Raw genomic sequence first — 24,882 nt, 5'->3', positions numbered from 1 at the left:
TCTTTCTCGGGACCGCCGAACACACCAGAGCCCGTGGCCGGAATGACCACGGGCTCTGGTGAACGCGTCTCGGATCAGGAGTCGCCGGTCAGTGCCTGGACCAGTTCGGCCGCCGTGCGGCACCGGTCGAGCAGGTCGCCCACATGGGCCTTTGTCCCCCGGAGCGGCTCCAGCGTCGGAACCCGCTGCAGCGACTCGCGCCCCGGGATGTCGAATATGACCGAGTCCCACGAGGCGGCCGCGACCGACTCGCTGTACTGCCGAAGACAGCGCCCCCGGAAGTAGGCGCGCGTGTCGGTGGGCGGCGTCTCGATAGCACGCTCCACGTCGTCTTCGGTGACCAGGCGCTGCATGCGGCCCCGCTCGACCAGACGGTTGTAGAGCCCGCGCTCCGGCCGGATGTCGGCGTATTGCAGGTCGACGAGCTGGAGCCGGGGGTGGGACCAGGGCAGCTTGTCGCGGGTGCGGTAGCCCTCGAGGAGCTCCAGCTTGGCCACCCAGTCGAGCTCCCGGGAGAGCTGCATCGGATCTTCGGCGAGGCGGGTGAGCACCGACTCCCACCGGTTGAGCACGTCTTTGGTCATCTCGTCGGCGTTGGAGCCGTAGCGGTCTTCGACGTATTTGCGGGCCTGCTCCAGGTATTCCATCTGGAGCTGGATCCCGGTCATCTTCCGACCCGACCGCAGCGTGATGATGTGCTTGAGGGAGGGGTCGTGGGAGATGGCCCGCAGCGCCGCGACCGGCGACTCGACCGACAGGTCGACCGTGAGGAAGCCGTCTTCGATCATCGCCAGGACCAGCGAGGTCGTGCCGAGCTTCAGGTAGGTCGAGATCTCCGACATGTTCGCGTCGCCGATGATCACGTGGAGCCGGCGGTATTTCTCCGGGTCGGCGTGGGGCTCGTCGCGGGTGTTGATGATCGGCCGCTTGAGCGTCGTCTCGAGGCCCACCTCGACCTCGAAGAAGTCGGCGCGCTGGGAGATCTGGTAGCCGTCGCCGCGCGAGTCCTGCCCGATGCCGACCTTGCCCGCGCCGGCGAAGACCTGGCGCGAGACGAAGAACGGGGTCAGGTGGCGCACGATGTCGGCGAACGGGGTCGCCCGGCGCATCAGGTAGTTCTCGTGGCAGCCGTAGCTGGCGCCCTTGGAGTCGGTGTTGTTCTTGTAGAGCTGGATGGGCGCGTTGCCCGGCATGCCCGAGGCGCGGACCGCCGCGTCGTGCATGACCCGCTCGCCCGCCTTGTCCCAGATGACCGCGGCCCGGGGGTTGGTGCACTCGGGCGTGGAGTATTCGGGGTGGGCGTGGTCGACGTAGAGCCGGGCGCCGTTGGTGAGGATGACGTTGGCCAGGCCGAGGTCTTCGTCGGTGAGCTGGCTGGAGTCGGCGACCTCACGGGCGAGGTCGAAACCCCGGGCGTCGCGGAGCGGGTTCTCCTCCTCGAAGTCCCACCGGGCTCGGCGGGCGCGCGCGGCCGAGGCCGCCAGGTACGCGTTGACGACCTGCGACGAGGTCACCATCGCGTTAGCACCTGGTTGACCGGGCACACTGATGCCGTACTCGGTCTCGATGCCCATCACCCGCCGGACTGTCATGCGCACCCCATGGCCTGTCGTTCCGCCGTTTATATCCCGAGCCTAGCCCCTTCACTATGCCCGGCCACCAGACAGTTACGGCACCGATGCCTGGCGTTGTTCCACAGGGCTCCTGCCCATCAGACGGCGTAGCAACCGCTGACCTGGGCGATCAACAAGCCGGTATACAGCATACGACAGCAGAATCGATGCCAGCATCGTGCCCCCGACGAGTAGCCACGGGTTTATAGATTCCCGGAATTCCGGGATAAGTACCGCCGAGACGTTCTGATGTACCAGGTAGAGGGGGTAGGTGAGCGCCCCCACCGTGGTCAGCGCCCGCCAGCGGACCCACCGCAGCCACCCCAGGGCCACCGCCGCCATGAGCAGGTAGATGACCGTGATCCAGGCGATGACCGCCGGGTCGGGCGCCGGGAAGTTCTTGCTCCCCACGGCGTCGATCCGGCTCTGCATCCGCTCCAGGGCGACGTACACGGAACAGGAGTAGCTCACCAGGACGAACCCCCAGCGAGTGACGGTCGAGCCCTCGCGGTGGATCAGGTAGAAGGCCATGCCGGCGATGAAGTAGGGCGCCTGCCGCGGCATGAAGATCTCGGTGACCAGCCAGTGCTGCAGCCACTCGGCGAAGATCGCCGCGGCCAGCCACACCCACATGAACGCCATGGCCCGCCGCAGGTTGACCCCCATGATCACGATGATCGAGATCAGGAAGTAGAACTTCAGCTCCACCCAAAGGGACCAGAACACCCCCCCGGCGGGAATGACGCCGAACGCCTCCTGCAGCATCGTGAGATTGATCACGTACCCGGTGGTGTCCAGATTGGGCTTGAAGGCCTCCGTGCTCGTGTACGTATAGAGCACGTACAAGGCGATCACGGTGAACCAGTAGGCGGGATAGAGCCGCGCGAACCGTGACACCGCGAACCGCCGCAGGCTGTGGCCCCAGGCGCTCATCAGGATGACGAACCCGCTGATGAGGAAGAACAGCTCGACCCCGAGGATGCCGAGCGTCGTGAGGTACTTGACCGGCGCGAACAGCTCGACCGGCTGGGCGTCCCAGAGCGACCGCGACGCGGCCATGTAGTGGAACGCCATGACGGCGAACGCCGCGATGAACCGCAGCAGATCGAGCTCGACCAGCCGAGGCCGCCGCACCGGCGGCGCGAGCCCGGTCCGCGGATCGGCCTCCGCCACGGGCGGGGGCGGCGCCGTGGCCACCCCACCCCGCCTCCGCCCACCACGCCCGGCGGACGCTTCTCTCTCCAGCGCCGCCACATCCTGGGATAACCCCAGGAACTGCCCGGTCACCGGCGCCTCGGAGCCCCCGTTCCACGTCCCGGGCCCGGGCCGCGCCGCCGTCACGTCAACGGCGGGCGCGCCCTCCACCGGCACGGCCGAAGCTCCCGGCCAGGCGTGTATATCCCCGGCACCACCGGGCCAGGCACGAACATCCGTCGGCCCGGACGCACCAACCGGCCATGCATGGACATCCGCCCCCGAGGTCCCGTCAGCACGAGCCGCCTCCGGGTTCGCCTGCGGAACGCCCGGCCAGCTCTGAGACGCCCCCGGCGTCGCCTGGGGGCCGACAGGCCACACCCGGGCGTCGGAAGTGGGCGTCACCGTCCTCGGAACCGGAGCTACAGCCGCCTCAGGCCAGGCGGGCGCATCCGGAGCGGCCGCCTCAGGTGCGCCCGGCCAGGCTCGCACATCCGCGGGCCCCGACGGCACACCCGGCCCCTGGCCAAGAGGCGGTCCGCCCTGCCCCTGCACAAGAGGCGGTCCGCTCTGCCCCTGCACAAGAGGCGACGCGCCCTGCCCTTGGGCGAGGGGCGGTCCACCCGGCCACGCACGAGCGTCGGGGGCAGCGATCTCCGGGGCAGCGGCCTCCGGCTCTCCCGGCCAGGTCCGCGCATCGGAAGGGCCCGGGGCGCTCGCGGAAGCGAGGGGCGGGCCGCCCGGCCAGGCGGGGAAGTCGGGCGCTGGGGGCGGGTCGGATCGTGGTGTCTCCTGGTTCGCCTGTGGTGTGCCCGGCCACGCCTGAGGCGCTCCCGGCGCCGTCGGGGGTCCCTCGGGCCACACGCGGGCGTCCTGTGGCGCCTCGGGGCCCTTGGGCCACACTCGTGCATCCCCCGGGTCGGACGGCCAGGGCTGCTCTCCGTTCCACGTCCCCCGCGTCACGTCAGCCCGCCACATTTAAATCCGCACCAATACCGCACAGCCGGCAACGCTACAACGTCAACACCACAAGCAAGACGTGACAAACAAAAACGGCACGTCCCCCAAAGTGGGAGACGTGCCGTTTTGCGTAAATCCCTACAGGTACTGTCCCGTGTTCGCGACCGTGTCTATCGACCGGCCGGCCTCGGTGCCCTGCTTGCCCTGCACGAGGGTGCGGATGTAGACGATCCGCTCGCCCTTCTTGCCGGAGATGCGGGCCCAGTCGTCGGGGTTGGTGGTGTTCGGGAGGTCTTCGTTCTCCCGGAACTCGTCGACGCAGGCGGCCATCAGATGCTGGATGCGCAGGCCCTTCTGGCCCGTCTCCAGGAACTGCTTGATCGCCATCTTCTTGCCCCGGTCGACGATGTTCTGGATCATCGCGCCCGAGTTGAAGTCCTTGAAGTAGAGGACTTCCTTGTCGCCGTTGGCGTAGGTCACCTCGAGGAAGCGGTTCTCCTCGATCTCGTTGTACATGCGCTCGACGACCCGCTGGATCATCTCGGAGATCGTCGACTCACGGCTGCTGCCGTGCTCGGCGAGGTCGTCGGGATGCAGTGGGAGTTCCGAGATCAGGTACTTGGAGAAGATGTCCTTCGCCGCTTCGGCGTCCGGCCGCTCGATCTTGATCTTCACGTCGAGGCGGCCTGGCCGCAGGATCGCCGGGTCGATCATGTCTTCGCGGTTGGAGGCGCCGATGACGATGACGTTCTCCAGGCCCTCGACGCCGTCGATCTCCGACAGCAGCTGAGGGACGATGGTGTTCTCGACGTCGGACGACACACCGGATCCGCGGGTGCGGAAGATCGAGTCCATCTCGTCGAAGAACACGATCACCGGGGTGCCCTCGGACGCCTTCTCACGCGCCCGCTGGAAGACCAGGCGGATGTGCCGCTCGGTCTCACCGACGTATTTGTTCAGGAGCTCCGGGCCCTTGATGTTGAGGAAGAAGCTCTTGCCGGACTGGCCGGTCTTCTCCGCGACCTGCTTGGCCAGGGAGTTGGCGACGGCCTTGGCGATGAGCGTCTTGCCGCAACCGGGCGGGCCGTAGAGCAGCACACCCTTCGGCGGGCGGAGCTTGTGCTCCCGGAACAGGTCGGCGTGCAGGTAGGGAAGCTCGATGGCGTCCCGGATCTGCTCGATCTGCCCGCGCAGGCCGCCGATCTCGTCGTAAGAGATGTCGGGCACCTCTTCGAGGACGAGCTCCTCGACCTCCGACTTGGGAATGCGCTCGTAGACGTAACCCGAACGTGGTTCGAGCAGGAGAGAGTCGCCCGACCTTATCGGCTGGTTGAGCAGCGACTCGGCGAGCTTGACCACGCGCTCTTCGTCGGCGTGCGATATCACGAGCGCGCGCTGCCCGTCTTCGAGCAGCTCCTTCAGCATGACGATCTCGCCCACGTCTTCGAAGCCGAGGGCTTCGACCACGTTCAGCGCCTCGTTGAGCATGACCTCCTGGCCACGCTTCAGCGAGTCGACGTCGACGGCGGGGCTGACGTTCACCCGTAGCTTGCGCCCGCCGGTGAACACCTCGATCGTGCTGTCTTCTCTGGCCTCGAGGAAGACGCCGAAACCGGATGGCGGTTGCGCCAGCCGGTCGACCTCCTCCTTGAGGGCGACTATTTGGTCCCTGGCCTCCTTGAGGGTGGCCACGAGCCGTTCGTTCTGGCCTGTGAGGGCGACCACCTGAGCTTGAACGTCGTGAAGACGCTCCTCCAGCACCCGCGCTTGGCGGGGGGATTCCGCAAGCTTGCGGCGCAACGCGGTGATCTCCTCCTGAAGGAAGGAGACCTGTGTTGTGAGGTCGGCGACCTCCCGTTCGCGCTGCGCGGCCCGAGCCTCTGCGTCATCGCGAGCTGCCACGCCCCGTCACCTCCTTCCCAGTAGAGGAAAGACTACTCAAGTCCCTACCAATCTGACGGCCTTGAAAAACGTAGCCCACTGGTGTTCGTCTAGTTACGTGGAGTGTTTGGTAGTTGATGCCTTTTCGGAGGGTTTATCTGCGTGAGCACATGGAACACGGTGTTTGTTCCCACTGTCACGCTTGTTTGCCTGTTTGCCGCTAAATCGTCACTAGTCTTCCGTACCCTCCCCATACGCCCCCTTTGCCGGGCGGCGGCGCCTCGGCGGCGGCGTGACGCCGTCCGCCATGCGGCGGGCGGTGACGAGGAAGCCGGTGTGCCCGACCATGCGGTGATCGGGACGGACGGCGAGACCTTCGACATGCCAGTCGCGAATGAGGGTCTCCCACGCCTTGGGCTCCGTGAAACTCCCGTGATCGCGAAGTGTCTCGACGGTTCTTGACAACTGGGTGGTCGTGGCCACGTAACAGCAGATCACGCCGCCGGGGGTGAGAGCCTTGCTCGCGGCGTCGACGCACTCCCAGGGGGCGAGCATGTCGAGGATGATCCGGTCGACGTCGGTCTCGTCGAGGGCCTCGTTGAAGTCACCGACGACCAGGCGCCACTGCTTCATCTCCTCGCCGAAGAACTTCGTCACGTTCTTGGTCGCGACCTCGGCGAAGTCGGCCCGGCGCTCGTAGGAGGTCAAAGTGCCCTCGGCGCCGACGGCGCGCAGCAGGAAGCACGACAGCGCGCCCGAGCCGACGCCGGCCTCCACGACCTTGGCGCCCGGGAAGATGTCGGCCATCGCGACGATCTGCGCGGAGTCCTTCGGGTAGATCACGGCCGCGCCGCGGGGCATCGAAAGGGTGTAGTCGGACAGCAGGTGACGGAACGCCAGGTAAAGAATCCCGCCCGACGACCGCACCACGGAGCCCTCAGGTTGCCCGATCAGGTCGGAATGCGCGATCCACCCCTTGTGGCTGTGGAAGACGCCGTCCTCCTTGAGCGTCAGGGTGTGACGCTTGTTCTTCGGATCGGTGAGCTGAACCTGATCTCCGGCCTGGAACGGGCCGTGCCTGCGAAAACCCATGGCGGCAAGGCTAATGGCAAAACGTTTGTCCCCCGACTCGGACGACTGGTAGCAATGGGCCATGTTCCCCCGCGAATCCATCTCAGCCGGGCCCGTCACCCTGAGGGCCTCCACCGAGGCCGACGTCCCGGCCGTCGTGCGCGCCTGCTCCGACCCGCTGACGCAGCGTTTCATCACGACCCTCCCGAGCCCGTACACCGAGGAAGACGCCCGTGCGTGGCTGACGGACATCACCGAGGCCCGGTGGGGGGCGGGCGGCGCCGAGTTCGTCGTGGCCGACTCGGAGACCGATGAGCTGAACGGCGTGATCGGGCTGCACGTGCCCGACCGGTTCGGCAACGTCGAGGTGGGCTATTGGGTGGCCCCGTGGGCCCGCGAGAAGGGCGTCGCCACGGCGGCGCTGCGCGCGCTGACCGCGTGGGCCTTCGAGCACGGCGCTCCCCGGGTGCACCTGGTCGCCGAGATGGAGAACGTGGCCTCGCAGAAGGTCGCGCTGGCCGCCGGGTTCCGCCACGAGGGGATGCGCCGCGGCGCCGGGCCGCTGCCCGGTGGCGGCCGGGCCGACATGGCGCTGTTCGGCCGGCTGCCGGGCGACCCCGGCGAGCCGATCAGGCCCTTCCTGCCGTTCCTGCCCCCGGGCGGCCTCACCGACGGCGTCGTCACGCTCACCATGCTGACGGCCGACGACGCACCGGCGTACCAGGCGGTGGCCTCGCTGCCCGACGTCGTGCGGTACCGGGTGCCGCCGGAGGCGCCGCCGTTCGAGGAGACCCTCTACCGGTGCAAGGGCGCCGGTTACCGCTGGCTGGTCGGCATCCAGGCCGAGATGGCCATCCGCGACGCCGCGACCGGCGCGTTCGCCGGTGACATCCAGCTCTCGCACCTGACGCCGCCGATGCGGGAGGCCATGGTCGGCTACAGCCTGCACAGCGACTTCCGGGGCCGGGGGCTGGTGACCCGGGCGGTCGAGCTGCTGGCCGGGTGGGCGTTCACCGAGGCGTCCCTGCGGCGGCTGATCTCCGGGACCAACCCGGGGAACCTGGCCTCCCAGGCGGTGCTGGAGAGGGCCGGGTTCACCCGGGGCGGGACCCAGAAGGAGTATCTGCCCGGTCCCGACGGGACCTGGACCGACAACGTCGAATGGCTCAGGCTCCGCTGAACCGCCGGGTGGTCGCGGCGAACGCGGCGTCGGTGCCCGCCAGGGCCCGGTCGATCTCGGCGTCGGTGTGGGCGGTCGACAGGAACCAGTTGTGCCAAGGGTGGACGTAGACCCCCTCGGCCAGGCAGGCGCCCGCCCAGAAGACGCCCTGCTCGAGCGTCGCGTCGCCTTCGAACGAGAGCCACGGGATCTGCACCGGGCCCGTCTGGTTGATCGTGATGCCGTGGCTCTTGGCCTGCTCATACAGTCCGGTACGCAGCCTCGACCCCGCGCGTTCGATGAGCGCCGGTCCGTCGGACTCCCGGAGGAGCTCGATCGTGGCCTTCGCAGCGCCCATCGCGGCCGAGGAGAACCAGAACGAACCGGTCGAATAGAGGGTCTGAGCTGCGTTCTTGAGGGAGTCGACCCCGGTGACGGCGGCGATCGGATGCCCGTTGCCCATCGCCTTGGACCAGGCCGACAGGTCGGGTCGTACCCCGAACGACTCCCAGGTGCCCCGGAGGTCGAGCCGGAACCCGGCGCGGACCTCGTCGATCACCAGGGCGGCCCCCAGACGGTCGGCCAGCGCCCGGATCCCGCGCGCGAAACCGGCCTCGGCGAGCTCCTGGTCCTCGAACGAGTCGTGCTTGAACGGGGTCACCAGGATCGCCGCGACGTCGTCGCCCGCCTCGGCGGCGGCGCGTTCGGCGTCCTCCAGGCTGTTGTACGTGAACTCGACCGTGTCCGCCCGCTGGTTGGGCGTGACGCCCGAAAGGCCCGGAGTGCACCACGGGTCGGCGCCGTGATAGGCGCCGTGGGCGATCAGGACCTTCGTGCGGCCCGTGGCGGCGCGGGCGACCATGAGGGCCTGGGTGGTGGCGTCGGTGCCGTTCTTGGAGAACATGGCCCACTCGGCGGCCGGGATGAGGTCGACGAGCAGCTCGGCCAGCTCGACCATGATCGGCCCGGGGCCGTTGAGGCAGTCGCCCTGCGCCTGGAGCTTCGCCGCCGCCTCCTCGACGCGGGGGTTGCGGTGGCCGACGATCATGGGGCCCCAGGAGCACATGAGGTCGAGGTACTCCCGGCCGTCGGCGTCCCACTGGCGGGCGCCCTCGGCGCGGACGAAGAACTGGGGGTAGGTGTCGCCGTGGAGGGCGGCGTTGAGGTGGCCGTACATGCCGCCGGGGATGACCTTGGCGGCGCGGGCGCGCAGATCGGCGTCCAGGGACATGGGGAACTTCCTCTCAGGCCAGGAGGGCGGCGGCGCCGTCCAGGTTCGCGTCGGAGCCGAGGCCCCCCGCCACGCGGGCGGCGACGGCGGTGCCGAGATGGGCCGATTCGAGCACCGACCGCCCGGTGAGCAGCCCGGCGGCGAAGCCCGCGCAGTAGGCGTCACCACATCCGGTCGTGTCGACGACCGGCACGTCCTCGGCGGGCACCTTCGTGAGGCCCTCGGACGTGGCGATCAGGCTGCCCTCGGCGCCCAGTGTGACGACCACGGTGCGTGGACCCTCGGCGAGGAGCTGGAGCGCGGCCTCCTCGACCGTGGCGGCGCCGGTCATCAGGAGGGCCTGCTCCTCGTTGGGCAGGAAGTGGTCGACGTGGGGCAGGAAGGTCTTCGCGGCCGGCATCAGATCGGCCATGTTCGACAGCAGGTCGAGGGTGACCTGGGTGCCGGCGGCGCGGATCTCGTCCAGGAGCGTGTGGAAGGCGGGGTCGTGGAGGCCCCAGGTGGCGTCCATGCCGCCGAGGTGGACGACCTTCGCCCGCCTGATCGCGTCGACGTCGACGTCGGCGAGGGACAGGCCCAGGTTGGCGCCGGGGACGTGGAACGAGGGCCGCCCGCCGTCGGGCCGGATGGGCAGGATCGAGGCGGCGGTCTGCTCCCCCGGCCTGCGGGTGATCTTCGACACGTCGACGCCGTGGCGGTTCATGACCATGAGCAGGAAGTCGCCCAGTTCGTCGCCGCCGATCGCGCCCAGCGAGACGACCGGGACCCCCAGCCTCGCCAGGACGACGGCGGTCCCGGCGGCGGCCCCGGCCGCGGTGATGCGCACCTGCTCGACCAGATGGGTGTCCTGGCCGGCCGGGATCGACTCGACGGGCCGGGCGAGCACGTCCACGATGTGGACGCCGAGTGTGACTACCGACATGGCCTGGATGATAGACGGGCGCCCGACTAAAATGTCAACATGCCGAAGATCGTGAACCATGACGAACGCAGGGAAGAGGTCGTGGCGGCCGCCCGCCGCATCATCCTGCGCGGGGGTATCGAGGCCGCGACCACCCGGGCGATCGCCAAGGAGGCCGGCTACTCGAACGGCGTCCTGACCCACTACTTCGCCGACAAGGACGAGATCCTGCTGTCGGCGCTCCAGTCGAGCCACCGGAGGATCACCGAGCGCCTGGCCGAGAAACTGACGGGCCTGACCGGGCTGACGGCGCTGCGCGAACTCCTCCTGGACAACCTGCCACTTGAGGAGGAACGGGAGCGGGAGACGAGCCTGGAGATCGGCTTCTGGGCCCGCAGCCTGACCTCACCGGCGTTGTTGCGGGTGCAGCGGGAGGAGGCGGGCGATCTGCATCTGCTGGTCCGCAGCCTGCTCCAGAGCGCCGCCGACTCGGGCGAGATCGCGGATGAGGGCCTCGACGACACCGCCGAGAGACTCCTGGCTCTGGTGGACGGCCTGAGCCTGCACCGCCTGCTCTACCCCGACCGGGCGTCGCGGACAGAGGAGATCATGATCGCGGAGCTCGACCGGCTCCGGCTGCCCTGAGAGACGGGCCCGGCTCGCGGTGGGGACCGTGAGCCGGGGTGCGGGCGTCAGGCGTTGCGGTGGGGCTCGAAGCGCATCGTGCGCGAGACCCCGACCCGGACGGTGGTGCCGGGCATGATCGTGACCGACTCGTTCGGGGGGATGTCGTAGAAGTTGGGGTCGCCCGGCGGCTGGATCTGGGTGCCGTTGACCGAGCCGAGGTCGATCAGGTTGACGTCCCAGTTCTCCAGGGTGACGCGCAGGTGGCGGCGGGAGACCGAGCCGTCGGGGCTGGTCACCCTGGCCGGGTGGGCGTCGCCCGACTGGACCTCGGGGGCGCGCTCGGGGTCGCGGCCGAGGATGTAGTCGCTGTCGAGGGTCAGCGCCATGCCGTCGTCGAGCAACAGGACGCCGAGCGCGGGGCGCGGGCCCTTGTAGGGCACGAGGTCACGGGTCGACAGCGGCACGCCGCAGACCGCGCAGTAGGGCGCGCGCGGGTCGTTGAAGTGGTCGTTCTTGCAGTCGACGCCGTGGACCATGGGGCCGAGGCGCTCGGGGGCGGCGTCCATCTGGGTGGAGTCGCTCGCGTCTTCGACCGGGGGCTCGGGCTGCGGCTGCGGCTCGAAGTGGCCGCTGTCGTGGCGCCGCTCCTCGTGGACGGGCTGCGGCGGATCCATGATCGTCGGAGGCGGCCCCATCGGCAGGCCGGGCGGCGGGCCGAACGGGCCGGGGCCGGGCGGCGGCGGGGGCTGCACCGGCTGGTGCTGCTCGTAGGGCGGCGGGTAGTCGTGGGGCTGCGGGTCGTAGGACGGCTGGTTGTACGGCGTCGGGGGCGGCGGCTGGTGGGGGATCATCGGCTGCTGCGGGCCCGAGGGCTGCGAGGCGTAGGGATGACCGTGACCCTGCTGCTGCGGCTGCGGGGAGGGCTGCTGGATCGGCACCTGCCGGTGGACCGTGTGACCGGTCGCCGTGTAGTCGATCTCGGCGCCGCCGCCCGCCACCACGCCGCCGTCGAGGCGCGAGTAGGGGCTGGAGGGGCCCGAGCCCGGAAGCCGCAGTTCGACCCGGCCGACCGGGCCTGCCACCAGGCGATCGTTCCACGTGAGCGCGTCTTGGCCGGAGAGCACGAAGTCGCCGTCGGGGGTGCCGAACAGGTGGGCCGAGGCCGTGCCCGACACCAGCACCGCCACACCGCCGCCCGAGGGACCGGCGACCGCGATCGCGGGCGGCTCGTCGTCCATGGAGCGCGCCAGAACCTTGGCGACCTTACGGACGAGCGTGCGTCCGTCGCCTCCGGTCTCGGCGGTCTCCCGCACCGCGTCGAGCAACTCCTCCACCTGCGCCGAGCCCGGCCCGCACACCAGCGCCAGCCCGTTCAGGTGAGCGACCACCCCGTCACCCGGAAGCGGACGGACCACCCCCGCGCCCTGCTCCGTCACAGAACTCTCCTCCGGCCAAACCTATCTTCTGATCGTTTGACCAGAACATTAGTGGTGCGCGCGCCAGATGACGAGTGGGGGTAATCGCTCCCGATCTGGTCAGACGCCGGTGAACACCCGATTGACGTCGGCTGTGGCGAGCACGCCGTAGATTTCGCCGCCCCTTTCGACGAGCAGATATTCGCCCGCCGGGTTGTCGCGCATGGCGTCGATCAAGGACTCTCCCTCCAGGTCGGCGCCCAGGACGAGCGCCGGTTCGAGGGTGCGCGACAGCGACCCGACGTTGATCCAGGGACGGCGCGGCTCGGGGGTGGCGTTGACCGCGGCCTCGTTCACGATCGCCGTCGGGCGGCCTTCGTGATCGACGATCACCAGCGCCCCCGCACCGCTCTCACGTGCCCTCCTGAGCGCCTCGGCCAGCGGGACGTCGGAGGTGACCGGGAGCGCCCTGCGGGCCAGCGCGCGGGCGCGCACCTGGGGCAGCTTGGAGCGGACCTTGGCGACGCGGAGCGACTGCGAGGCGCCCATCCAGATGAAGGAGGCCAGGATCATCGACCAGAGGATCGAGGTGAAATCGGGCTCCTGACCGGCCATGAGGGGCAGCACGAACAGGGACAGCACCAGGACGACCGCCAGGCCGCGCCCGACCCAGCCCGCGGCCACGGTGCCGGAGTTGGAGTTGCGGGTGATCTTCCACACACCGGCCCTGAGCATGCGGCCGCCGTCGAGCGGCAGGCCGGGCAGCAGGTTGAACAGGCCGACGATCAGGTTCGACCACACGAGGATGTCGAGGAGCACCCAGGGGATCGTGTTGGGCTCGACGACCTGCTTGAGACCCAGGAAGACGCCCGCCAGGCCCAGCGAGGCGACCGGCCCGACGAACGAGACCAGGAACTCCTTGCCGGGGGTGTCGGGCTCCTTCTCGATCTCCGAGACCCCGCCCAGGAGATAGAGGGTGATCTGTTTCACCGGCAGCCCGAAGGCCTTGGCGACGACGCAGTGGGCCAGTTCGTGGAGCAGAACCGATATGTAGAGCAGCACCGCGAAAAGCAGGGCGATCGAATAGTGGACGAACTGCGAGAACTGCGGGAGCTGGGCGGCTACCTGCGGTTCGTAGATGAACGTGATGAACGCGGCGACGATCAGCCACGTCGGAGACACGTAAACCGGGATCCCGAACGGGCGTCCCATCCGCAGCCCCGGAGACGGTGTGCTCATAGTGGTCTGGTTCCCCTTCCTTGGCATGGATCCTACGCGCGCGATCTGCCCGGAGAAGTGTCGGAGGCATGGCCTAAGGTCTGGGCATGACCCTGACCGAGGAGCGCGCCGTCATCGGCGCGCTGTCCCCCTCCCGTGCCGGTGACTTCATGACCTGCCCGCTGCTCTACCGGTTCAGGGTGATCGACCAGCTTCCCGAGAAGCCCTCTCCGGCGGCGGTGCGGGGCACGCTCGTCCACGCCGTGCTCGAACGCCTCTACGACCTGCCGCCCGGCGCCCGCACCGCCACGGCCGCCCGCGACCTGCTCGAACCGCAGTGGCGCCGGCTGCTGGAGGAGGAGCCCGCCTACCAGGGCCTGTTCGAGGCCGACACCGAGCGCGACGAGTGGCTGGAGCAGGCGCGCGGCATGGTCGACCGCTACTTCACCCTCGAAGACCCGACAGTGCTCGAACCGGCCGAGCGCGAGCTCTATGTCGAGGCGGTGCTCGACAGCGGGCTCATGCTGCGCGGCTACGTCGACCGGCTCGACGTGGCGCCCACCGGCGAGATCCGGGTGGTCGACTACAAGACGGGCGCCGCGCCCGGTCCGCAGTTCGAGGCCAAGGCGCTGTTCCAGATGAAGTTCTACGCCCTGGTGCTGTGGCGCCAGCGCGGCGAGATCCCCCGGCTGCTCCAGCTCGTCTACCTGGGCGGCGGCGGCGAGGTGCTGCGCTACGCCCCCGACGAGGCCGACCTGCGCGCGACCGAGCGCAAGGTCGAGGCGCTGTGGCAGGCGATCGAGCGGTCGCTGACCACGCGCGAGTGGCACCACCGCCCGTCGCGCCTGTGCGGCTGGTGCGACCACCAGGCCCTGTGCCCCGAGTTCGGCGGCACTCCCCCGCCCGTCCCCGAGCAGCGGCCCCGCCCGACCCGGCGGCTGCCGGCCGCCCGGGCGGCGACCGACGAGCTCTGAGGCCCCGGGCGGCTCGTTCCTAGGGATGAGGTCTGCGCGCCGGAGGCGGCCTAAATTTGTTGCGTGCGCACCTCCCCCCGCCGGCAGCTGATCAGCGACTCAGTGCTCGCGGTCGTGATGACCGCGTTCTCGCTGCTCTTCGCCCTGTCCGTGGGGCCGCACGCCGCCGTCGAGTGGGAGGGGCTGTCGGCCTTCCCGCAGCGGCCCGCCGATCCGTTCAGCCTCGTACTGATCGTTTCCTGTACGGCGCCGCTCGCGCTGCGCCGCCGATGGCCGTTCCTGGTGCTGGCGGCGACGACGGTGCCGGTCGTGGTGCTCAACGTGCTCGACTACAGCGCCGGGCTGGCCGACCTGGCGGCGATGATCCTGCTCTACACGGTCGCCACCCAGCGGGGGCTGGCGCTCAGCGTGCTGGCGGCGGTGCTGGTCATGACCGGCTATCTGGCCGGGGCGCTGCCGGGCAATCCGCAGCTCGTCTGGACCGACCACGCCATCATCGTGGTCGTCACGGCGCTGGTGTGGGTGACCGGGCGCACGACCCGGCTGAGACGGGCCTATCTGGGGGAACTCGTCGACCGGGCCGACCGGCTGGAGCGCGCCCGCGAGGCCGACACCCGGGCGGCCCGCGCCGAGGAGCGGTCGCGGATCGCCAGGGAGCTCCACGACGTCGTCGCCCACCACGTCTCGGTGATGACCGTCCAGGCCGCCGCCGCCCGGACGATGCTGGAGAAGGACCCGCAGGTGGCGCGCGACGCGCTGGTCTCCATCGAGGAGATGGGCCGCACCGCGATGGCCGAGATGCGCAGCATCGTCGGCGTGCTGCGCACCGACGGCCCCGCCGAGCGCGGGCCGCAGCCCGGCATGCACGACCTGCCCGGCCTCGTCGACCAGATGCGCGAGGCGGGGCTGACCACCCAGCTCTGGCTGGAGGGCGAGGCGCGGCAGCTGCCCCCCGGCGTCGACCTGGCCGCCTACCGGCTGGTGCAGGAGGCGCTGACCAACAGCCTGCGGCACGCCGGGCCCGCCGCTCGGGCGTGGGTGACGGTCCGCCACGAGGCCGGCGAGCTGATGGTCCACGTCGAAGACGACGGGCGCGGGCTGGTCCTGAAAAGGGAGAACGGCAGCAAGGGGCACGGGCTCGTGGGCATCAAGGAGCGAGTTGCCCTCTATGGTGGAGTTCTGCGGATCGGCCCGCGACCGGGGGGCGGATTCGAGGTCCGGGCCCGCTTTCCCCTCAAGGACAGATAAATGCCGATCAGGGTGCTGTTGGTCGACGACCAGCCGCTGCTGCGCACGGGGTTCAGGTTCATCCTGGAGGCCGAGACCGATGTGACCGTCGTCGGCGAGGCCGGTGACGGCTCGACCGCGATGGACCAGTCGCGCGCGCTGCTGCCCGACGTCGTGCTGATGGACATCCGGATGCCCGGCATGGACGGCATCGAGGCCACCCGCCGCATCGTCCGCGACGCCCCGGCGTCGGCCCATGTGCCCCGGGTGCTGGTGCTGACCACGTTCGACCTCGACGAATACATCGTGGAGGCGCTGCGGGCGGGCGCGAGCGGGTTCCTGCTGAAGGACGTGCCGCCGGTCGAGCTGCTCCAGGCGATCCGCGTGGTGGCGGCCGGAGACGCGATCGTGGCGCCGAGCGTGACGCGGCGGCTGCTCGACAAGTTCGCCAGCCGGTTGCCGTCGGCCCACCAGCAGGCGTCCCCGACCCGGCTGGCCCGGCTGACCGAGCGGGAGCTCGAGGTCCTCAAGCTGATCGCCAAGGGGCTGTCCAACGCCGAGATCGCCCGCGAGCTGGTGGTCAGCGAGACGACGGTGAAGACCCACGTGGGCAACGTGCTGACCAAACTGGGCCTGCGCGACCGGGTGCAGGCGGTCGTGCTGGCCTACGAGACCGGGCTCATCACGCCCGGCGCGCATCCCTAGCACGACCGCCCTGCGGGCTCAGCTCCGGCGGAGTTCCTTCAGCAGGAGGTCCTTCACGTCGGTCGCGTGGTAGCTGTCGCCGTCCCACGGGCCGATCAGGACCGGGCCGTCCTCCGGGGAGTCCGGGAGGCGGCCGTGGCTGCCCGACACCTGGTGGGGGTCGAGGGGGACGACGGACATCTCGTACCGGAAGCCCATCTTCTTGCGCAGGAGGGCCTTGGCGGCGATGGCCTTGCTGGTCATGAAGAGCTCGGCGGGGTCGTAGCCGGGCTTGCGGTGGATCTCGACCAGCTTCGCGAAGTCGGGGGCGCGGTCGTCGTCGAGCCAGTAGTAGTAGGTGAACCACGCGTCCGGCTCGGCCACGGCGACCAGTTCCCCGGCGCGTTCGTGGTCGAGGCCGTACTTCTCCTTGCCGGCCTGGTCGAGGACCTCGTCGACGCCGTCGAGGCCCGCGATCAGGTCGCGGACGCGCGGGATGTCGGCGGAGTCCTTCACGTACACGTGCGAGATCTGGTGGTCGGAGACCGCGAAGGCGCGGCTGGTCCACGGGTCGAGATACTCCATGCCGACCTGGGTGTAGACCTCCAGGAGGCCCTCGCGCCGCAGGGCGCGGTTGATGTCGACGGCCTTGGACGCCTTAGTGATGCCGTACTCCGACAGGATGACCGGGTTCTGGTCGAGCAGCGGGACCAGGGCCTGGTCGACGGCCTTGGCGGCGTCGATCGCCTGCTGGGAGTCGGGGCCGAAGCGCTGGAGGTCGTAGTCGAGGTGCGGGATGTAGACCATCGTGAGGTCGGGCTTCTCCTCGTTGATGATCTTCCGGGTGGCGCCCACGATCCAGTTCGACGAGGTGATGCCGGCGTTCGGGCCCCAGTAGGTGAACAGGGGGAACTCACCCAGCGAGCCGGTGAGCCTGTCGTGCCACTCCGGCGGGCGGACGTAGGCGTCGGGCGACTTGGCGCCGTCGGCGTGGTAGATCGGGCGGGGCGTCACGACGAAGTCGGAGTTGGTGCCCATGGCGTACCACCAGCAGATGTTGGCGGTCTTCAGGTCGCGGGTGACGTCCCAGATCTGCTCGCCCTGGATGAGGGCGTTGTGCTGGCGCCACAGGAAGACCTCGCCGAGGTCGCGGAAGTACCAGCCGTTGCCGACGATGCCGTGGTCACGGGGCATCGCGCCGGTCACGATGGAGGCCTGGACCGAGCAGGTCACCGCGGGCAGCACCGGCGTCAGGGCGGCGGCGTTGCCCAGCTTCGACACGTTGGGCATGTGGGCGAGCAGCCGCGGGGTGAGCCCGACCACGTTGATAACGAGCATGGTTTTATCGCAATCCTCTGAGGAAATCGATGGACCTCTGGGCGACCGCCGGGGCGGCATGGCTGTGCCGGGCCAGCTCGACCGCGATCATCCCGTCGAATTCGGCCAGCTCCGCCAGAACGGGCCCGAACTCGATCTCTCCGTCGCCGAACTCCAGGTGTTCGTGGACACCGCGCCGCATGTCCTCGATCTGGACGTGTACCAGGTAGGGCGACGCCCGCCGGACGCACTCGGCGACCGGCCAGGGCTCCAGGCACTGACAGTGCCCGATGTCGAGGGTCAGCCCGAACCGGTCGGGCTCCCCCAGCCGCTTGCGCAGCCGTTCGTAGGCGGCCAGGTCGTCGACGAGCATGCCGGGCTCGGGTTCGAACCCGAGCACCACGTCGTGCTCCTCGGCACTGGCCAGCAGGGTTTCGCAGTGGGCCGTCAGCCGGTCCCACGCGAGGTCCTCGGGGACCTCGGCCGGGCGGATGCCGCTCCAGAAGTGGACGACCGGGGCGCCCAGGTCGGCCGCGACCTCGATGGCCCTCTTGGTGTAGGCGAGCCGCGGGGCGGCATCCTCGTGCAGGAAGGTCGGGTAGTGCTTGCGGAACGGGTCGAGGGTGTAACGCCCGCCCGTCTCGACGACCACGTTCATGCCGAGGCGGCCCAGTTTGGTCGCGACCTTGCTGACCTCGTCGAAGGTCGGGTCGGCACCCAGGTGGCCGTGGTCGAGGGTGAGCGCCACTCCCATGTAGCCCAGGTCGGCGAGCACGGTGAGCGCGTCGTCCAGGGAGTGGTCGCGGAACCCGTTGGAGCAGTAACCGAAGTTCATGCGGTCGACATCTTGGACGAGAGCCAGCGGCCGACCGGGAGCGCGGTCACCAGGCCGATCGCGCTGCGGGTCTTGCCGCCGCCCGCCACCGCCGCCGCCTGAAGCGGCACGAAGCCCATGATCGAGGCGCGCACCGCCTGCCGCACCTGCTCGGGGTCGGGCTTGCCGCGCAGCGCCAGCGTCGCCCGGCCGCCACTGGCGGCGTAGCCCGCGATGAGGGCGGCCGCCGCGGCCTTGTCGGTGGCCGAACCCGCGCCCTGGGCGACCGAGACGGCCGCCAGGCCGGTGGCGGCGGCCGTACAGGCCAGCGCGCCCCTGACCGTGGCCGGGCTCGCCCCGGACACCTCGGCGCGGCCGAGGATGCTGATGCCGTAGGTGTGCGCGCCGACGGCGAAGGCCATCGGGGTGGCCTTGCCGGCGCCGAGCATCACGTCGAGCGTGCGGCAGGCCGCCATCGAGGCGGGACCGGCCGGGGTGTGCTTCAGTCCCATGTCGTACGCCCACACCGCCGCCCCCAGCAAGCTCGCGATGGCCAGGCCCTTCTTGCCGCCCGCAGCCGCGGCCACGGCGATCCCGGCGCCGGTGAGCCCGGCGGCGATGCCGAGGGCCTGGTTCGCCGAGATCCGCCCCGAGGGGATCGGCCGTTCGGGCCGCTCGATCGCGTCGATGTCCCGGTCGGCCCAGTCGTTCAGCGCCATCCCGGCCCAGTAGAGCAGCACCGAGGCCACCGCCAGCGCGGGGGTCCCCCTGCGCCCGGCGAGCGAGGCGCCCGCCATGGTGTCGCCGGGGACGGAGAGGGTGGCGGGGGCACGCACCAGTTCGAGTGCCGCCTTCAACCCGATTCGACTCATTTACGGCTTCCGATCACTTACCCAAGCTAGACGATCGGATGTTTCCAGACTTTTCATCCGGAAGCGAGTCCTTGACCTGCTTCTAGGGATATATGCGCACATAGGGAACTCGGTTCGATCACCGCTCGTCGTCTGAACAACGGGGAACGGGAGGGCCGATGGCCGAGAAGAAGAACCTCACTCCAGGGCGGATCATCGGGAAGTGGCTCCTCGGCGAGGGCCTCGACGACGACGAGCGCCGGACGCGGACCGGCCGGACCCTCGGGGTCGTGGGGAGGGTTCTCGGGGTCACGGAAAGGATCCTGTTCGTCGTCCTCACGCCCGTGGTGTGGGTGCTCTTCTATCCCGTGGGCATCCTCATCGGGATCCGGGCCAACATCGGGTGGGCCATCCGGCGGGTGCTGAGCCGTCTCACCTGGCGGCTGTTCACGCCGTTGCACGGCCGGCCCGACGGCTTCAGGGGCGTCGACGCGAAGATCGAGACGGAGACGGGCTGGGTCGGCGCGGTCGTCAACGTCAACCAGGAACGCCTGGCGTACACCCTGCGCGGAAGCGACCACGAACTCGCCCGTGAGGGCGCCTCCATCCGGGTGGACACCCCCGGTCACCGCCATCGCGAACACGGTCAGGCGGTGGTGACCATCCGCATGCCCGACGGGCGCGTCATCCGGATGACCACGTCATCCGTCCACCGGAGGCTCCTGGAGGACCTGAACGGCGTGCCGCTCGTGCGGACGATGCCGCCGCAGAATCCGGCCCCGCCGCGCCCGCGCGTCATCCCGAGGTGGAACGACGACGCCCCCCGGCCCGCGAAGGCGGACCGGGGGCACTGAGGCTCAGGCCACCGTGGCCGGGGTCTCCGTCTTCGCCGGGGCGTTCTCCGGGAAGTGGCAGGCCACGGCGTGGCCGGGGGCCAGTTCCGCCAGGGGCGGCTCGGTGGTCTTGCAGATCTCCTGGGCCTTCCAGCAGCGCGTGTGGAAGCGGCACGCCGGGGGCGGGTTGAGCGGGGAGGGCACGTCACCGGTGAGGCGGATGCGCTCGCGGCCCTCGCGCTTGCGGGTGTCGGGGATCGGCACGGCCGACAGCAGGGCGTTGGTGTAGGGGTGCATCGGCGAGGCGTACAGGCCGACGCGGTCGCTGATCTCGACGATCTTGCCGAGGTACATGACCGCGACCCGGTCGGAGATGTGCCGCACGACCGACAGGTCGTGGGCGATCACCACGTAGGTCAGGTCGAGCTCGTTCTGCAGGTCTTCCAGCAGGTTGACGACCTGGGCCTGGATCGACACGTCGAGGGCCGACACCGGCTCGTCGGCGATGATCAGCTTGGGCTTCAGGGCGAGCGTGCGGGCGATGCCGATGCGCTGCCGCTGGCCGCCGGAGAACTCGTGGGGGTAGCGGTTGTAGTGCTCGGGGTTGAGGCCGACCAGTTCCAGGATCTCCTGGACGGCCTTCTTCGTCCCCTGCTCGGTCTGGATGCCCTGGATCCGGAACGGCGCCCCGACGATGGCCCCGACGGTGTGCCGGGGGTTCAGCGAGCTGTAGGGGTCCTGGAAGATCATCTGCATGTCACGGCGCAGCGGGCGCAGCTTGCCCTGCTTCATGTGCGTGATGTCGTGACCCTCGAAGCTGATCTGCCCGCCGGTCGGCTCGATCAGCCGGGTGATCAGCCGCCCGGTGGTGGTCTTGCCACAGCCCGACTCGCCGACCAGGCCCAGCGTCTCGCCCTTGCGGACGTCGAAGCTGATGCCGTCGACCGCCTTGACGGCGCCCACCTGGGTCTTGAACAGGCCCTTGGTGACCGGGAAGTGCTTCTCCAGCCCCTGGACGGACAGGATGGTCTCGGTCATCAGGACTCCAGCTTCGGCTTGATCTCGGTGGCCCAGATGGCCCGCCGCTCCTCGCGGGGGAGGTGGCAGCGCACCAGGTGGCCCCCCTCGGTCTCGACCAGGTCGGGCACCAGCGTGCGGCCCTTGCCCTCGTTGCGCGGCTCGAAGGCGCAGCGGGGGTGGAAGGCGCAGCCGGACGGCACGTTGATGAGCGAGGGCGGGGAGCCCTTGATCGGCAGCAGCCGCTCGGTCACCTCGCGGTCGAGGCGGGGCATGGACCCCAGTAGACCCCAGGTGTACGGGTGCTCCGGCCGCTCGAAGATGTCGTCGGCGGAGCCGTACTCGATGCACTTGCCGCCGTACATGACGAGGATGTCGTCGGACAGTTCGGCGACCACACCCAGGTCGTGGGTGATGATGATCAGCGCGGCGTTGAAGTCGCGCTGGAGGTCGCGCATCAGGTCGAGGATCTGGGCCTGCACGGTCACGTCGAGCGCGGTGGTCGGCTCGTCGGCGATCAGCAGCTCGGGGTCGCACGACAGGGCCATGGCGATCATCGCGCGCTGGCGCATGCCGCCCGAGAACTCGTGCGGGTAGCTGTCGACGCGGCGGTCGGGCTGCGGGATGCCGACCCGGCCGAGCATGTCGATCGCGTGCTTCTTGGCGACCTTCTTCGAGACGGCGTTGTGGATCCGGTACGCCTCGATGATCTGGTCGCCCACGGTGTAGTAGGGGTGCATCGCCGACAGCGGGTCCTGGAAGATCATCGCCATCTTCTTGCCGCGCAGCGTCCGCACGTGCTCGGCGCTGGCCGAGACGAGCTCCTCGCCGTCGAGCCAGACCTCTCCCGAGATCTTCGCCCGGCCGCCCTTGTGCAGGCCGAGGATGCCGAGCGAGGTGACGCTCTTGCCGGACCCCGACTCGCCCACGATGCCGAGCGTCTTGCCGCGTTCGAGGTCGAACGACAGGCCGTCGACCGACTTGACCAGGCCGTCGTCGGTCGGGAAGTGGATCTTCAGATCCTTGAGCTGGAGAAAGGTCATGACAGCCGCACCCTCGGGTCCACGACCGCGTACAACAGGTCGACGATGAGGTTGGCCACGACGATGAAGAACGCGGCCAGCATGGTGAAGCCCATGATCTTGGGCAGGTCCTGGGCGGCGATGGCGGTGGTGGCGTACTTGCCGAGGCCCTGGAGGGAGAAGGCGTTCTCCGTCAGGATGGCGCCGCCGACCAGGATGCCGACGTCGAGACCGAAGATCGTGACGATCGGGGTCAGCGCGGCCCGCAGGCCGTGCTTGCCGATGACCACCCGTTCCCGCAGGCCCTTGGCTCTGGCAGTACGTATGTAGTCCTCACCCAGGGTGTCGAGCATGCCGGCACGGGTGAGGCGGGCGTAGGCCGCCGCGTTCAGGAACGCCAGGGTGAGCCACGGCAGGATCAGGCTGTAGGCCCACTGGACGGGATCCTCCGTCAACGGTACGTAGGCGCCGCCCGGCGCGGTGATGCCCCAGCTGTACGACAGGATCGACAGCGCCACCAGACCGGTGAAGAACGGGGGCAGCGAGACGCCCGCCAAGGCGATGATCATCGCTCCCCGGTCGAAGACCGAGCCTCTGCGCAGCGCCGACAGCACGCCGACCGAGACGCCGATCACCAGCCAGATGACCGAGGCGCCCGCCGCCAGGGAGAGCGTCACGGGTAGCCGGTCCATCAGGTCGGGCCAGACCGGTTGCTTGGTGACGAACGAGTAGCCGAAGCAGGGGGCGGGACAGAACTCGACACCCTTGCCGTAGTCGTAGTCGGCCCCGACGAAGATGCCCTTCACCCACCGGCCGTACTGGACCACGACGGGGTCGTGCAGCCCGAGCTTCTCCGCGACGGCGACCACGGTCTCGGCGGTGGCCGCGCGGCCGACGTAGCGGTTGGCGATGTCGTCGGCCGTGACGCCCGCCAGGCGGGGCACCACGAAGAAGATCGAGAAAGTGACCGCGCTGACGATGAACAGCATGGCCAGAGCGCCGATCAGGCGCCTGATGATATAGGTGACCACTGTCCCCCCTCGGCAAAGGGGGCCGGTCCGGCCGGACCGGCCCCCTGCCTGCCGAACTAGGCCGGATTACTCGACGCCGAGCGCCAGGTAGTCGTACATGTCGAAGGCACCGGTGACGAACTGGTTCGTCACGCCCTTGCCCCGGATGAGCAGACCCTTGGCGTAGACGGCCGGGAGGACGTAGGCGCCCTCCATGACCTTCTGGTCCGCCTCGCCCCAGATGGCGTCACGGGCGGCGGTGTCCTGCTCGGCGAACGCCTTGTCGACGAGCGCGTCGACCGCGGGGTCCTTGACCGAGAGGTTGTAGTTGCCGGCCGCGCGGATCGTGCGGCTGTCGATGATCTGCGACAGGAAGCCGAAGCCGTCGTTCCAGTCGGCGCCCCAGCCGTTGGTGGCCAGGCCGATGCCGTTGGCCTTGGTGTACTCGGGCTTACCGGCGTAAGCGGTGTAGTACTCCGAGGTCGGGAAGCCCTTCAGGGTCAGCTTGATGCCGACCTTGGCGAGCGCCTGCTGCATCGACTCGCCGGCCGCGACCTCCTTGGGACGGTCGGAGCGGAAGGTCATCGTGGTCTCGAAGCCGTTGGGCTGACCGCAGGCGGCCAGCGCCTCCTTGGCCTTGGCCTCGTCGCCCGACGCGGTCGGGAAGAGGTCGAGCTTCTTCCAGCCGCCGATGCTCGGGGGCATCAGCGAGGTGGCGACGTCGCCGGCGAACTGGCCGCCGTAGGCGTTCTGGAGACCGGTGCGGTCGGCGGCGTAGATGACGGCCTTGCGGCACTCGATGTTGTCGAGCGGCGGGACGTCACCGAGGATCGAGATGTACCAGGTACGCGCCGCGACCGGGTTGTCCGCGCGCTCCTTCAGCGCCGGGTCGGTCGTGACCGTGCCGACGGCGGCCGGCTGCACACCGGTGCCCGCGATGTCGACGTGCAGGTCGCCGGCGATGATCCGGTTGTCGAGGTCGTTGCCCTCGACGCCCAGGGAGATCTCGTACTTGTCCGGGAGCGCCTTGCGGACCGGGTCGGTCGCCTGGTCCCACTGGTCGTTGCGGACCAGCGTGTACTGCTTGCCGGCCTCGACGGTCTCGAACTTGTAGGGACCGGACGCGATCACGTGGTCGCGGTACTTGATGCCGGTGTCCTTGGCCTGCGGGACCGGCACGGTGGCCGGGAGCGCGGCGAAGTTGTCGAAACCGGCGTACGGCTTGTTCAGGTGGAAGACGATCGTCTGGTCGTCGGGGGTCTCGATCGCCGAGTCGGTGTTGACGTCGGGGGTCGTGTAGACCGACTTGAAGTCCTTCGGCAGGTCCAGCCAGTCGTTGAAGTAGGTCGGACCGTTGACGAACGTCTCCTTGTCGAGCTGGCGGAGAACGGCGTACTTCACGTCCTTGGACGTGATCGCGGTGCCGTCCTCGAACTTCAGCCCGGCGCGGAGCTTGTAGGTCCAGGTCTTGGCGTCGTCACTCGCCTGACCGAGGCTCTCGGCCAGGTCGGGCACGAGCTCGCGGCCCTTGGCACCCGGAGCGGGGTTGTAGGTCACCAGCGGGCGTCCGTAGATGCGCAGCAGGTTCCACGACATGCCGTAGTAGGTGTCACCGGGGTCCACCGAGTCCCAGTCCTCGGTGACGGCCATCTTGAGCGTGCCGCCCTTCTTGTCGGAAGGGTTGGTCACGTTCTCGAGGCCGGCGTTGAAGCCCGCCGCTCCGGCCGCGGCCGGTGCGGACGTGCCGCCGCCCTCGGCGGCCGGCGTTTCGGTACCGCCGCCGCCACAGGCCGACAGGGCCAAGGCGAGAACGGCACCGGCGGCCGAGACGACCAGTGCTTTCTTCTTCATTCGTAAACCCCT

21 protein-coding genes are annotated in these 24,882 nt (G+C 69.5%); 6 read left to right on the top strand and 15 right to left on the bottom strand.

Features of this window, described 5'->3' with window-relative positions:
* Positions 1-74: 74 nt before the first annotated feature.
* The 4 genes from dop to ACYQ78_RS32345 all read right to left on the bottom strand — a co-directional run bounded on the left by dop (position 75) and on the right by ACYQ78_RS32345 (position 6,740).
* A complete protein-coding gene (gene dop, locus ACYQ78_RS32360; protein WP_459804749.1) occupies positions 75-1,592 on the bottom strand; it encodes a depupylase/deamidase Dop in 1,518 nt (505 codons plus the stop codon).
* 75 nt (positions 1,593-1,667) lie between these two features.
* Positions 1,668-2,984, bottom strand: coding sequence for an acyltransferase family protein (locus tag ACYQ78_RS32355; RefSeq protein ID WP_459804748.1), 1,317 nt, complete (start codon positions 2,982-2,984; stop codon positions 1,668-1,670).
* Between the two features lie 921 nt (positions 2,985-3,905).
* Positions 3,906-5,669, bottom strand: coding sequence for a proteasome ATPase (gene arc, locus ACYQ78_RS32350; protein WP_459804747.1), 1,764 nt, complete (start codon positions 5,667-5,669; stop codon positions 3,906-3,908).
* A 210-nt stretch (positions 5,670-5,879) separates the two neighbouring features.
* Complete coding sequence (locus ACYQ78_RS32345; protein ID WP_459804746.1) at positions 5,880-6,740, bottom strand: tRNA (adenine-N1)-methyltransferase; 861 nt, start codon at positions 6,738-6,740, stop codon at positions 5,880-5,882.
* Positions 6,741-6,801: 61 nt separating this feature from the next.
* Between ACYQ78_RS32345 and ACYQ78_RS32340 the strand changes: the two genes are divergently transcribed.
* Entirely contained in the window at positions 6,802-7,899 is a 1,098-nt protein-coding gene (locus tag ACYQ78_RS32340; RefSeq protein ID WP_459804745.1) for a GNAT family N-acetyltransferase, read from the top strand.
* Here ACYQ78_RS32340 and ACYQ78_RS32335 read toward each other — a convergent pair.
* Together ACYQ78_RS32335 and ACYQ78_RS32330 are read right to left on the bottom strand one after the other, a co-directional pair.
* Complete coding sequence (locus ACYQ78_RS32335; RefSeq protein ID WP_459804744.1) at positions 7,886-9,109, bottom strand: aminotransferase class III-fold pyridoxal phosphate-dependent enzyme; 1,224 nt, start codon at positions 9,107-9,109, stop codon at positions 7,886-7,888. The genes ACYQ78_RS32340 and ACYQ78_RS32335 overlap by 14 nt on opposite strands.
* Before the next feature lie 13 nt (positions 9,110-9,122).
* Positions 9,123-10,031: a carbohydrate kinase family protein gene (locus ACYQ78_RS32330; RefSeq protein ID WP_459804743.1), complete on the bottom strand. Its 909-nt coding sequence runs from the start codon at positions 10,029-10,031 to the stop codon at positions 9,123-9,125.
* 39 nt (positions 10,032-10,070) lie between these two features.
* On the opposite strand from ACYQ78_RS32330, the gene ACYQ78_RS32325 reads away from it, so the two are divergent.
* Positions 10,071-10,655: a TetR/AcrR family transcriptional regulator gene (locus tag ACYQ78_RS32325; protein ID WP_459804742.1), complete on the top strand. Its 585-nt coding sequence runs from the start codon at positions 10,071-10,073 to the stop codon at positions 10,653-10,655.
* Positions 10,656-10,702: 47 nt separating this feature from the next.
* Here the strand turns inward: ACYQ78_RS32325 and ACYQ78_RS32320 are convergent, their stop codons facing one another.
* Both ACYQ78_RS32320 and ACYQ78_RS32315 read right to left on the bottom strand, forming a co-directional pair.
* Positions 10,703-12,073, bottom strand: coding sequence for an FHA domain-containing protein (locus ACYQ78_RS32320; RefSeq protein ID WP_459804741.1), 1,371 nt, complete (start codon positions 12,071-12,073; stop codon positions 10,703-10,705).
* Between the two features lie 99 nt (positions 12,074-12,172).
* Positions 12,173-13,291 carry a site-2 protease family protein gene (locus ACYQ78_RS32315; protein ID WP_459804740.1) on the bottom strand — a complete coding sequence of 373 codons (1,119 nt, stop codon included), beginning with the start codon at positions 13,289-13,291 and terminating at the stop codon, positions 12,173-12,175.
* Positions 13,292-13,377: 86 nt separating this feature from the next.
* Between ACYQ78_RS32315 and ACYQ78_RS32310 the strand changes: the two genes are divergently transcribed.
* The 3 genes from ACYQ78_RS32310 to ACYQ78_RS32300 all read left to right on the top strand — a co-directional run bounded on the left by ACYQ78_RS32310 (position 13,378) and on the right by ACYQ78_RS32300 (position 16,176).
* Positions 13,378-14,244 carry a RecB family exonuclease gene (locus tag ACYQ78_RS32310; protein ID WP_459804739.1) on the top strand — a complete coding sequence of 289 codons (867 nt, stop codon included), beginning with the start codon at positions 13,378-13,380 and terminating at the stop codon, positions 14,242-14,244.
* Between the two features lie 63 nt (positions 14,245-14,307).
* Positions 14,308-15,492 carry a sensor histidine kinase gene (locus ACYQ78_RS32305; protein ID WP_459804738.1) on the top strand — a complete coding sequence of 395 codons (1,185 nt, stop codon included), beginning with the start codon at positions 14,308-14,310 and terminating at the stop codon, positions 15,490-15,492.
* On the top strand, positions 15,493-16,176 hold the full coding sequence (locus tag ACYQ78_RS32300) for a response regulator (protein ID WP_066368353.1): 684 nt from the start codon (positions 15,493-15,495) through the stop codon (positions 16,174-16,176).
* A gap of 18 nt (positions 16,177-16,194) precedes the next feature.
* Here the strand turns inward: ACYQ78_RS32300 and ACYQ78_RS32295 are convergent, their stop codons facing one another.
* Genes ACYQ78_RS32295 through ACYQ78_RS32285 form a run of 3 tightly spaced genes read right to left on the bottom strand, consistent with a single transcriptional unit; the run spans position 16,195 to position 19,158 of the window.
* A complete protein-coding gene (locus ACYQ78_RS32295) occupies positions 16,195-17,493 on the bottom strand; it encodes an alkaline phosphatase family protein (protein ID WP_459804737.1) in 1,299 nt (432 codons plus the stop codon).
* A 4-nt stretch (positions 17,494-17,497) separates the two neighbouring features.
* The gene (locus ACYQ78_RS32290) at positions 17,498-18,307 is read right to left on the bottom strand and encodes a sugar phosphate isomerase/epimerase family protein (protein ID WP_459804736.1); all 810 of its coding nucleotides are present in this window, start codon (positions 18,305-18,307) and stop codon (positions 17,498-17,500) included.
* The gene (locus ACYQ78_RS32285; RefSeq protein ID WP_459804735.1) at positions 18,304-19,158 is read right to left on the bottom strand and encodes an SCO3242 family prenyltransferase; all 855 of its coding nucleotides are present in this window, start codon (positions 19,156-19,158) and stop codon (positions 18,304-18,306) included. The genes ACYQ78_RS32290 and ACYQ78_RS32285 overlap by 4 nt, the downstream gene beginning before the upstream one ends.
* 158 nt (positions 19,159-19,316) lie before the next feature.
* On the opposite strand from ACYQ78_RS32285, the gene ACYQ78_RS32280 reads away from it, so the two are divergent.
* Positions 19,317-19,991 (top strand): hypothetical protein, encoded by a 675-nt coding sequence (locus ACYQ78_RS32280; RefSeq protein ID WP_459804734.1) that lies wholly within the window; start codon positions 19,317-19,319, stop codon positions 19,989-19,991.
* A gap of 3 nt (positions 19,992-19,994) precedes the next feature.
* Here the strand turns inward: ACYQ78_RS32280 and ACYQ78_RS32275 are convergent, their stop codons facing one another.
* The 4 genes from ACYQ78_RS32275 to ACYQ78_RS32260 form a co-directional block, all read right to left on the bottom strand.
* Positions 19,995-21,008, bottom strand: coding sequence for an ABC transporter ATP-binding protein (locus ACYQ78_RS32275; protein WP_459804733.1), 1,014 nt, complete (start codon positions 21,006-21,008; stop codon positions 19,995-19,997).
* Complete coding sequence (locus ACYQ78_RS32270; RefSeq protein WP_459804732.1) at positions 21,008-22,030, bottom strand: ABC transporter ATP-binding protein; 1,023 nt, start codon at positions 22,028-22,030, stop codon at positions 21,008-21,010. The genes ACYQ78_RS32275 and ACYQ78_RS32270 overlap by 1 nt, the downstream gene beginning before the upstream one ends.
* The gene (locus tag ACYQ78_RS32265) at positions 22,027-23,040 is read right to left on the bottom strand and encodes an ABC transporter permease (protein ID WP_459804731.1); all 1,014 of its coding nucleotides are present in this window, start codon (positions 23,038-23,040) and stop codon (positions 22,027-22,029) included. Before ACYQ78_RS32265 ends, ACYQ78_RS32270 begins: the two co-directional genes overlap by 4 nt.
* A 66-nt stretch (positions 23,041-23,106) precedes the next feature.
* A complete protein-coding gene (locus ACYQ78_RS32260) occupies positions 23,107-24,870 on the bottom strand; it encodes an ABC transporter substrate-binding protein (RefSeq protein ID WP_459804730.1) in 1,764 nt (587 codons plus the stop codon).
* Between the last annotated feature and the right edge of the window lie 12 nt (positions 24,871-24,882).

The sequence above is a fragment of the Herbidospora sp. RD11066 genome (assembly GCF_054661255.1).
Note: the sequence above shows the minus strand (reverse complement) of the source record. Positions and strands in the feature narration are given on the sequence as shown.

Coding starts and splice junctions, on each gene's coding strand:
- ACYQ78_RS32330 (WP_459804743.1), bottom strand. CDS start 10,031: ATGTCGGTAGTCACACTCGGCGTCCACATCGTGGACGTGCTCGCCCGG.
- ACYQ78_RS32325 (WP_459804742.1), top strand. CDS start 10,071: ATGCCGAAGATCGTGAACCATGACGAACGCAGGGAAGAGGTCGTGGCG.
- ACYQ78_RS32300 (WP_066368353.1), top strand. CDS start 15,493: ATGCCGATCAGGGTGCTGTTGGTCGACGACCAGCCGCTGCTGCGCACG.
- ACYQ78_RS32335 (WP_459804744.1), bottom strand. CDS start 9,109: ATGTCCCTGGACGCCGATCTGCGCGCCCGCGCCGCCAAGGTCATCCCC.
- ACYQ78_RS32315 (WP_459804740.1), bottom strand. CDS start 13,291: ATGAGCACACCGTCTCCGGGGCTGCGGATGGGACGCCCGTTCGGGATC.
- ACYQ78_RS32290 (WP_459804736.1), bottom strand. CDS start 18,307: ATGAACTTCGGTTACTGCTCCAACGGGTTCCGCGACCACTCCCTGGAC.
- dop (WP_459804749.1), bottom strand. CDS start 1,592: ATGACAGTCCGGCGGGTGATGGGCATCGAGACCGAGTACGGCATCAGT.
- ACYQ78_RS32340 (WP_459804745.1), top strand. CDS start 6,802: ATGTTCCCCCGCGAATCCATCTCAGCCGGGCCCGTCACCCTGAGGGCC.
- ACYQ78_RS32285 (WP_459804735.1), bottom strand. CDS start 19,158: ATGAGTCGAATCGGGTTGAAGGCGGCACTCGAACTGGTGCGTGCCCCC.
- ACYQ78_RS32295 (WP_459804737.1), bottom strand. CDS start 17,493: ATGCTCGTTATCAACGTGGTCGGGCTCACCCCGCGGCTGCTCGCCCAC.
- ACYQ78_RS32310 (WP_459804739.1), top strand. CDS start 13,378: ATGACCCTGACCGAGGAGCGCGCCGTCATCGGCGCGCTGTCCCCCTCC.
- ACYQ78_RS32275 (WP_459804733.1), bottom strand. CDS start 21,008: ATGACCGAGACCATCCTGTCCGTCCAGGGGCTGGAGAAGCACTTCCCG.
- ACYQ78_RS32345 (WP_459804746.1), bottom strand. CDS start 6,740: ATGGGTTTTCGCAGGCACGGCCCGTTCCAGGCCGGAGATCAGGTTCAG.
- ACYQ78_RS32260 (WP_459804730.1), bottom strand. CDS start 24,870: ATGAAGAAGAAAGCACTGGTCGTCTCGGCCGCCGGTGCCGTTCTCGCC.
- ACYQ78_RS32280 (WP_459804734.1), top strand. CDS start 19,317: ATGGCCGAGAAGAAGAACCTCACTCCAGGGCGGATCATCGGGAAGTGG.
- ACYQ78_RS32270 (WP_459804732.1), bottom strand. CDS start 22,030: ATGACCTTTCTCCAGCTCAAGGATCTGAAGATCCACTTCCCGACCGAC.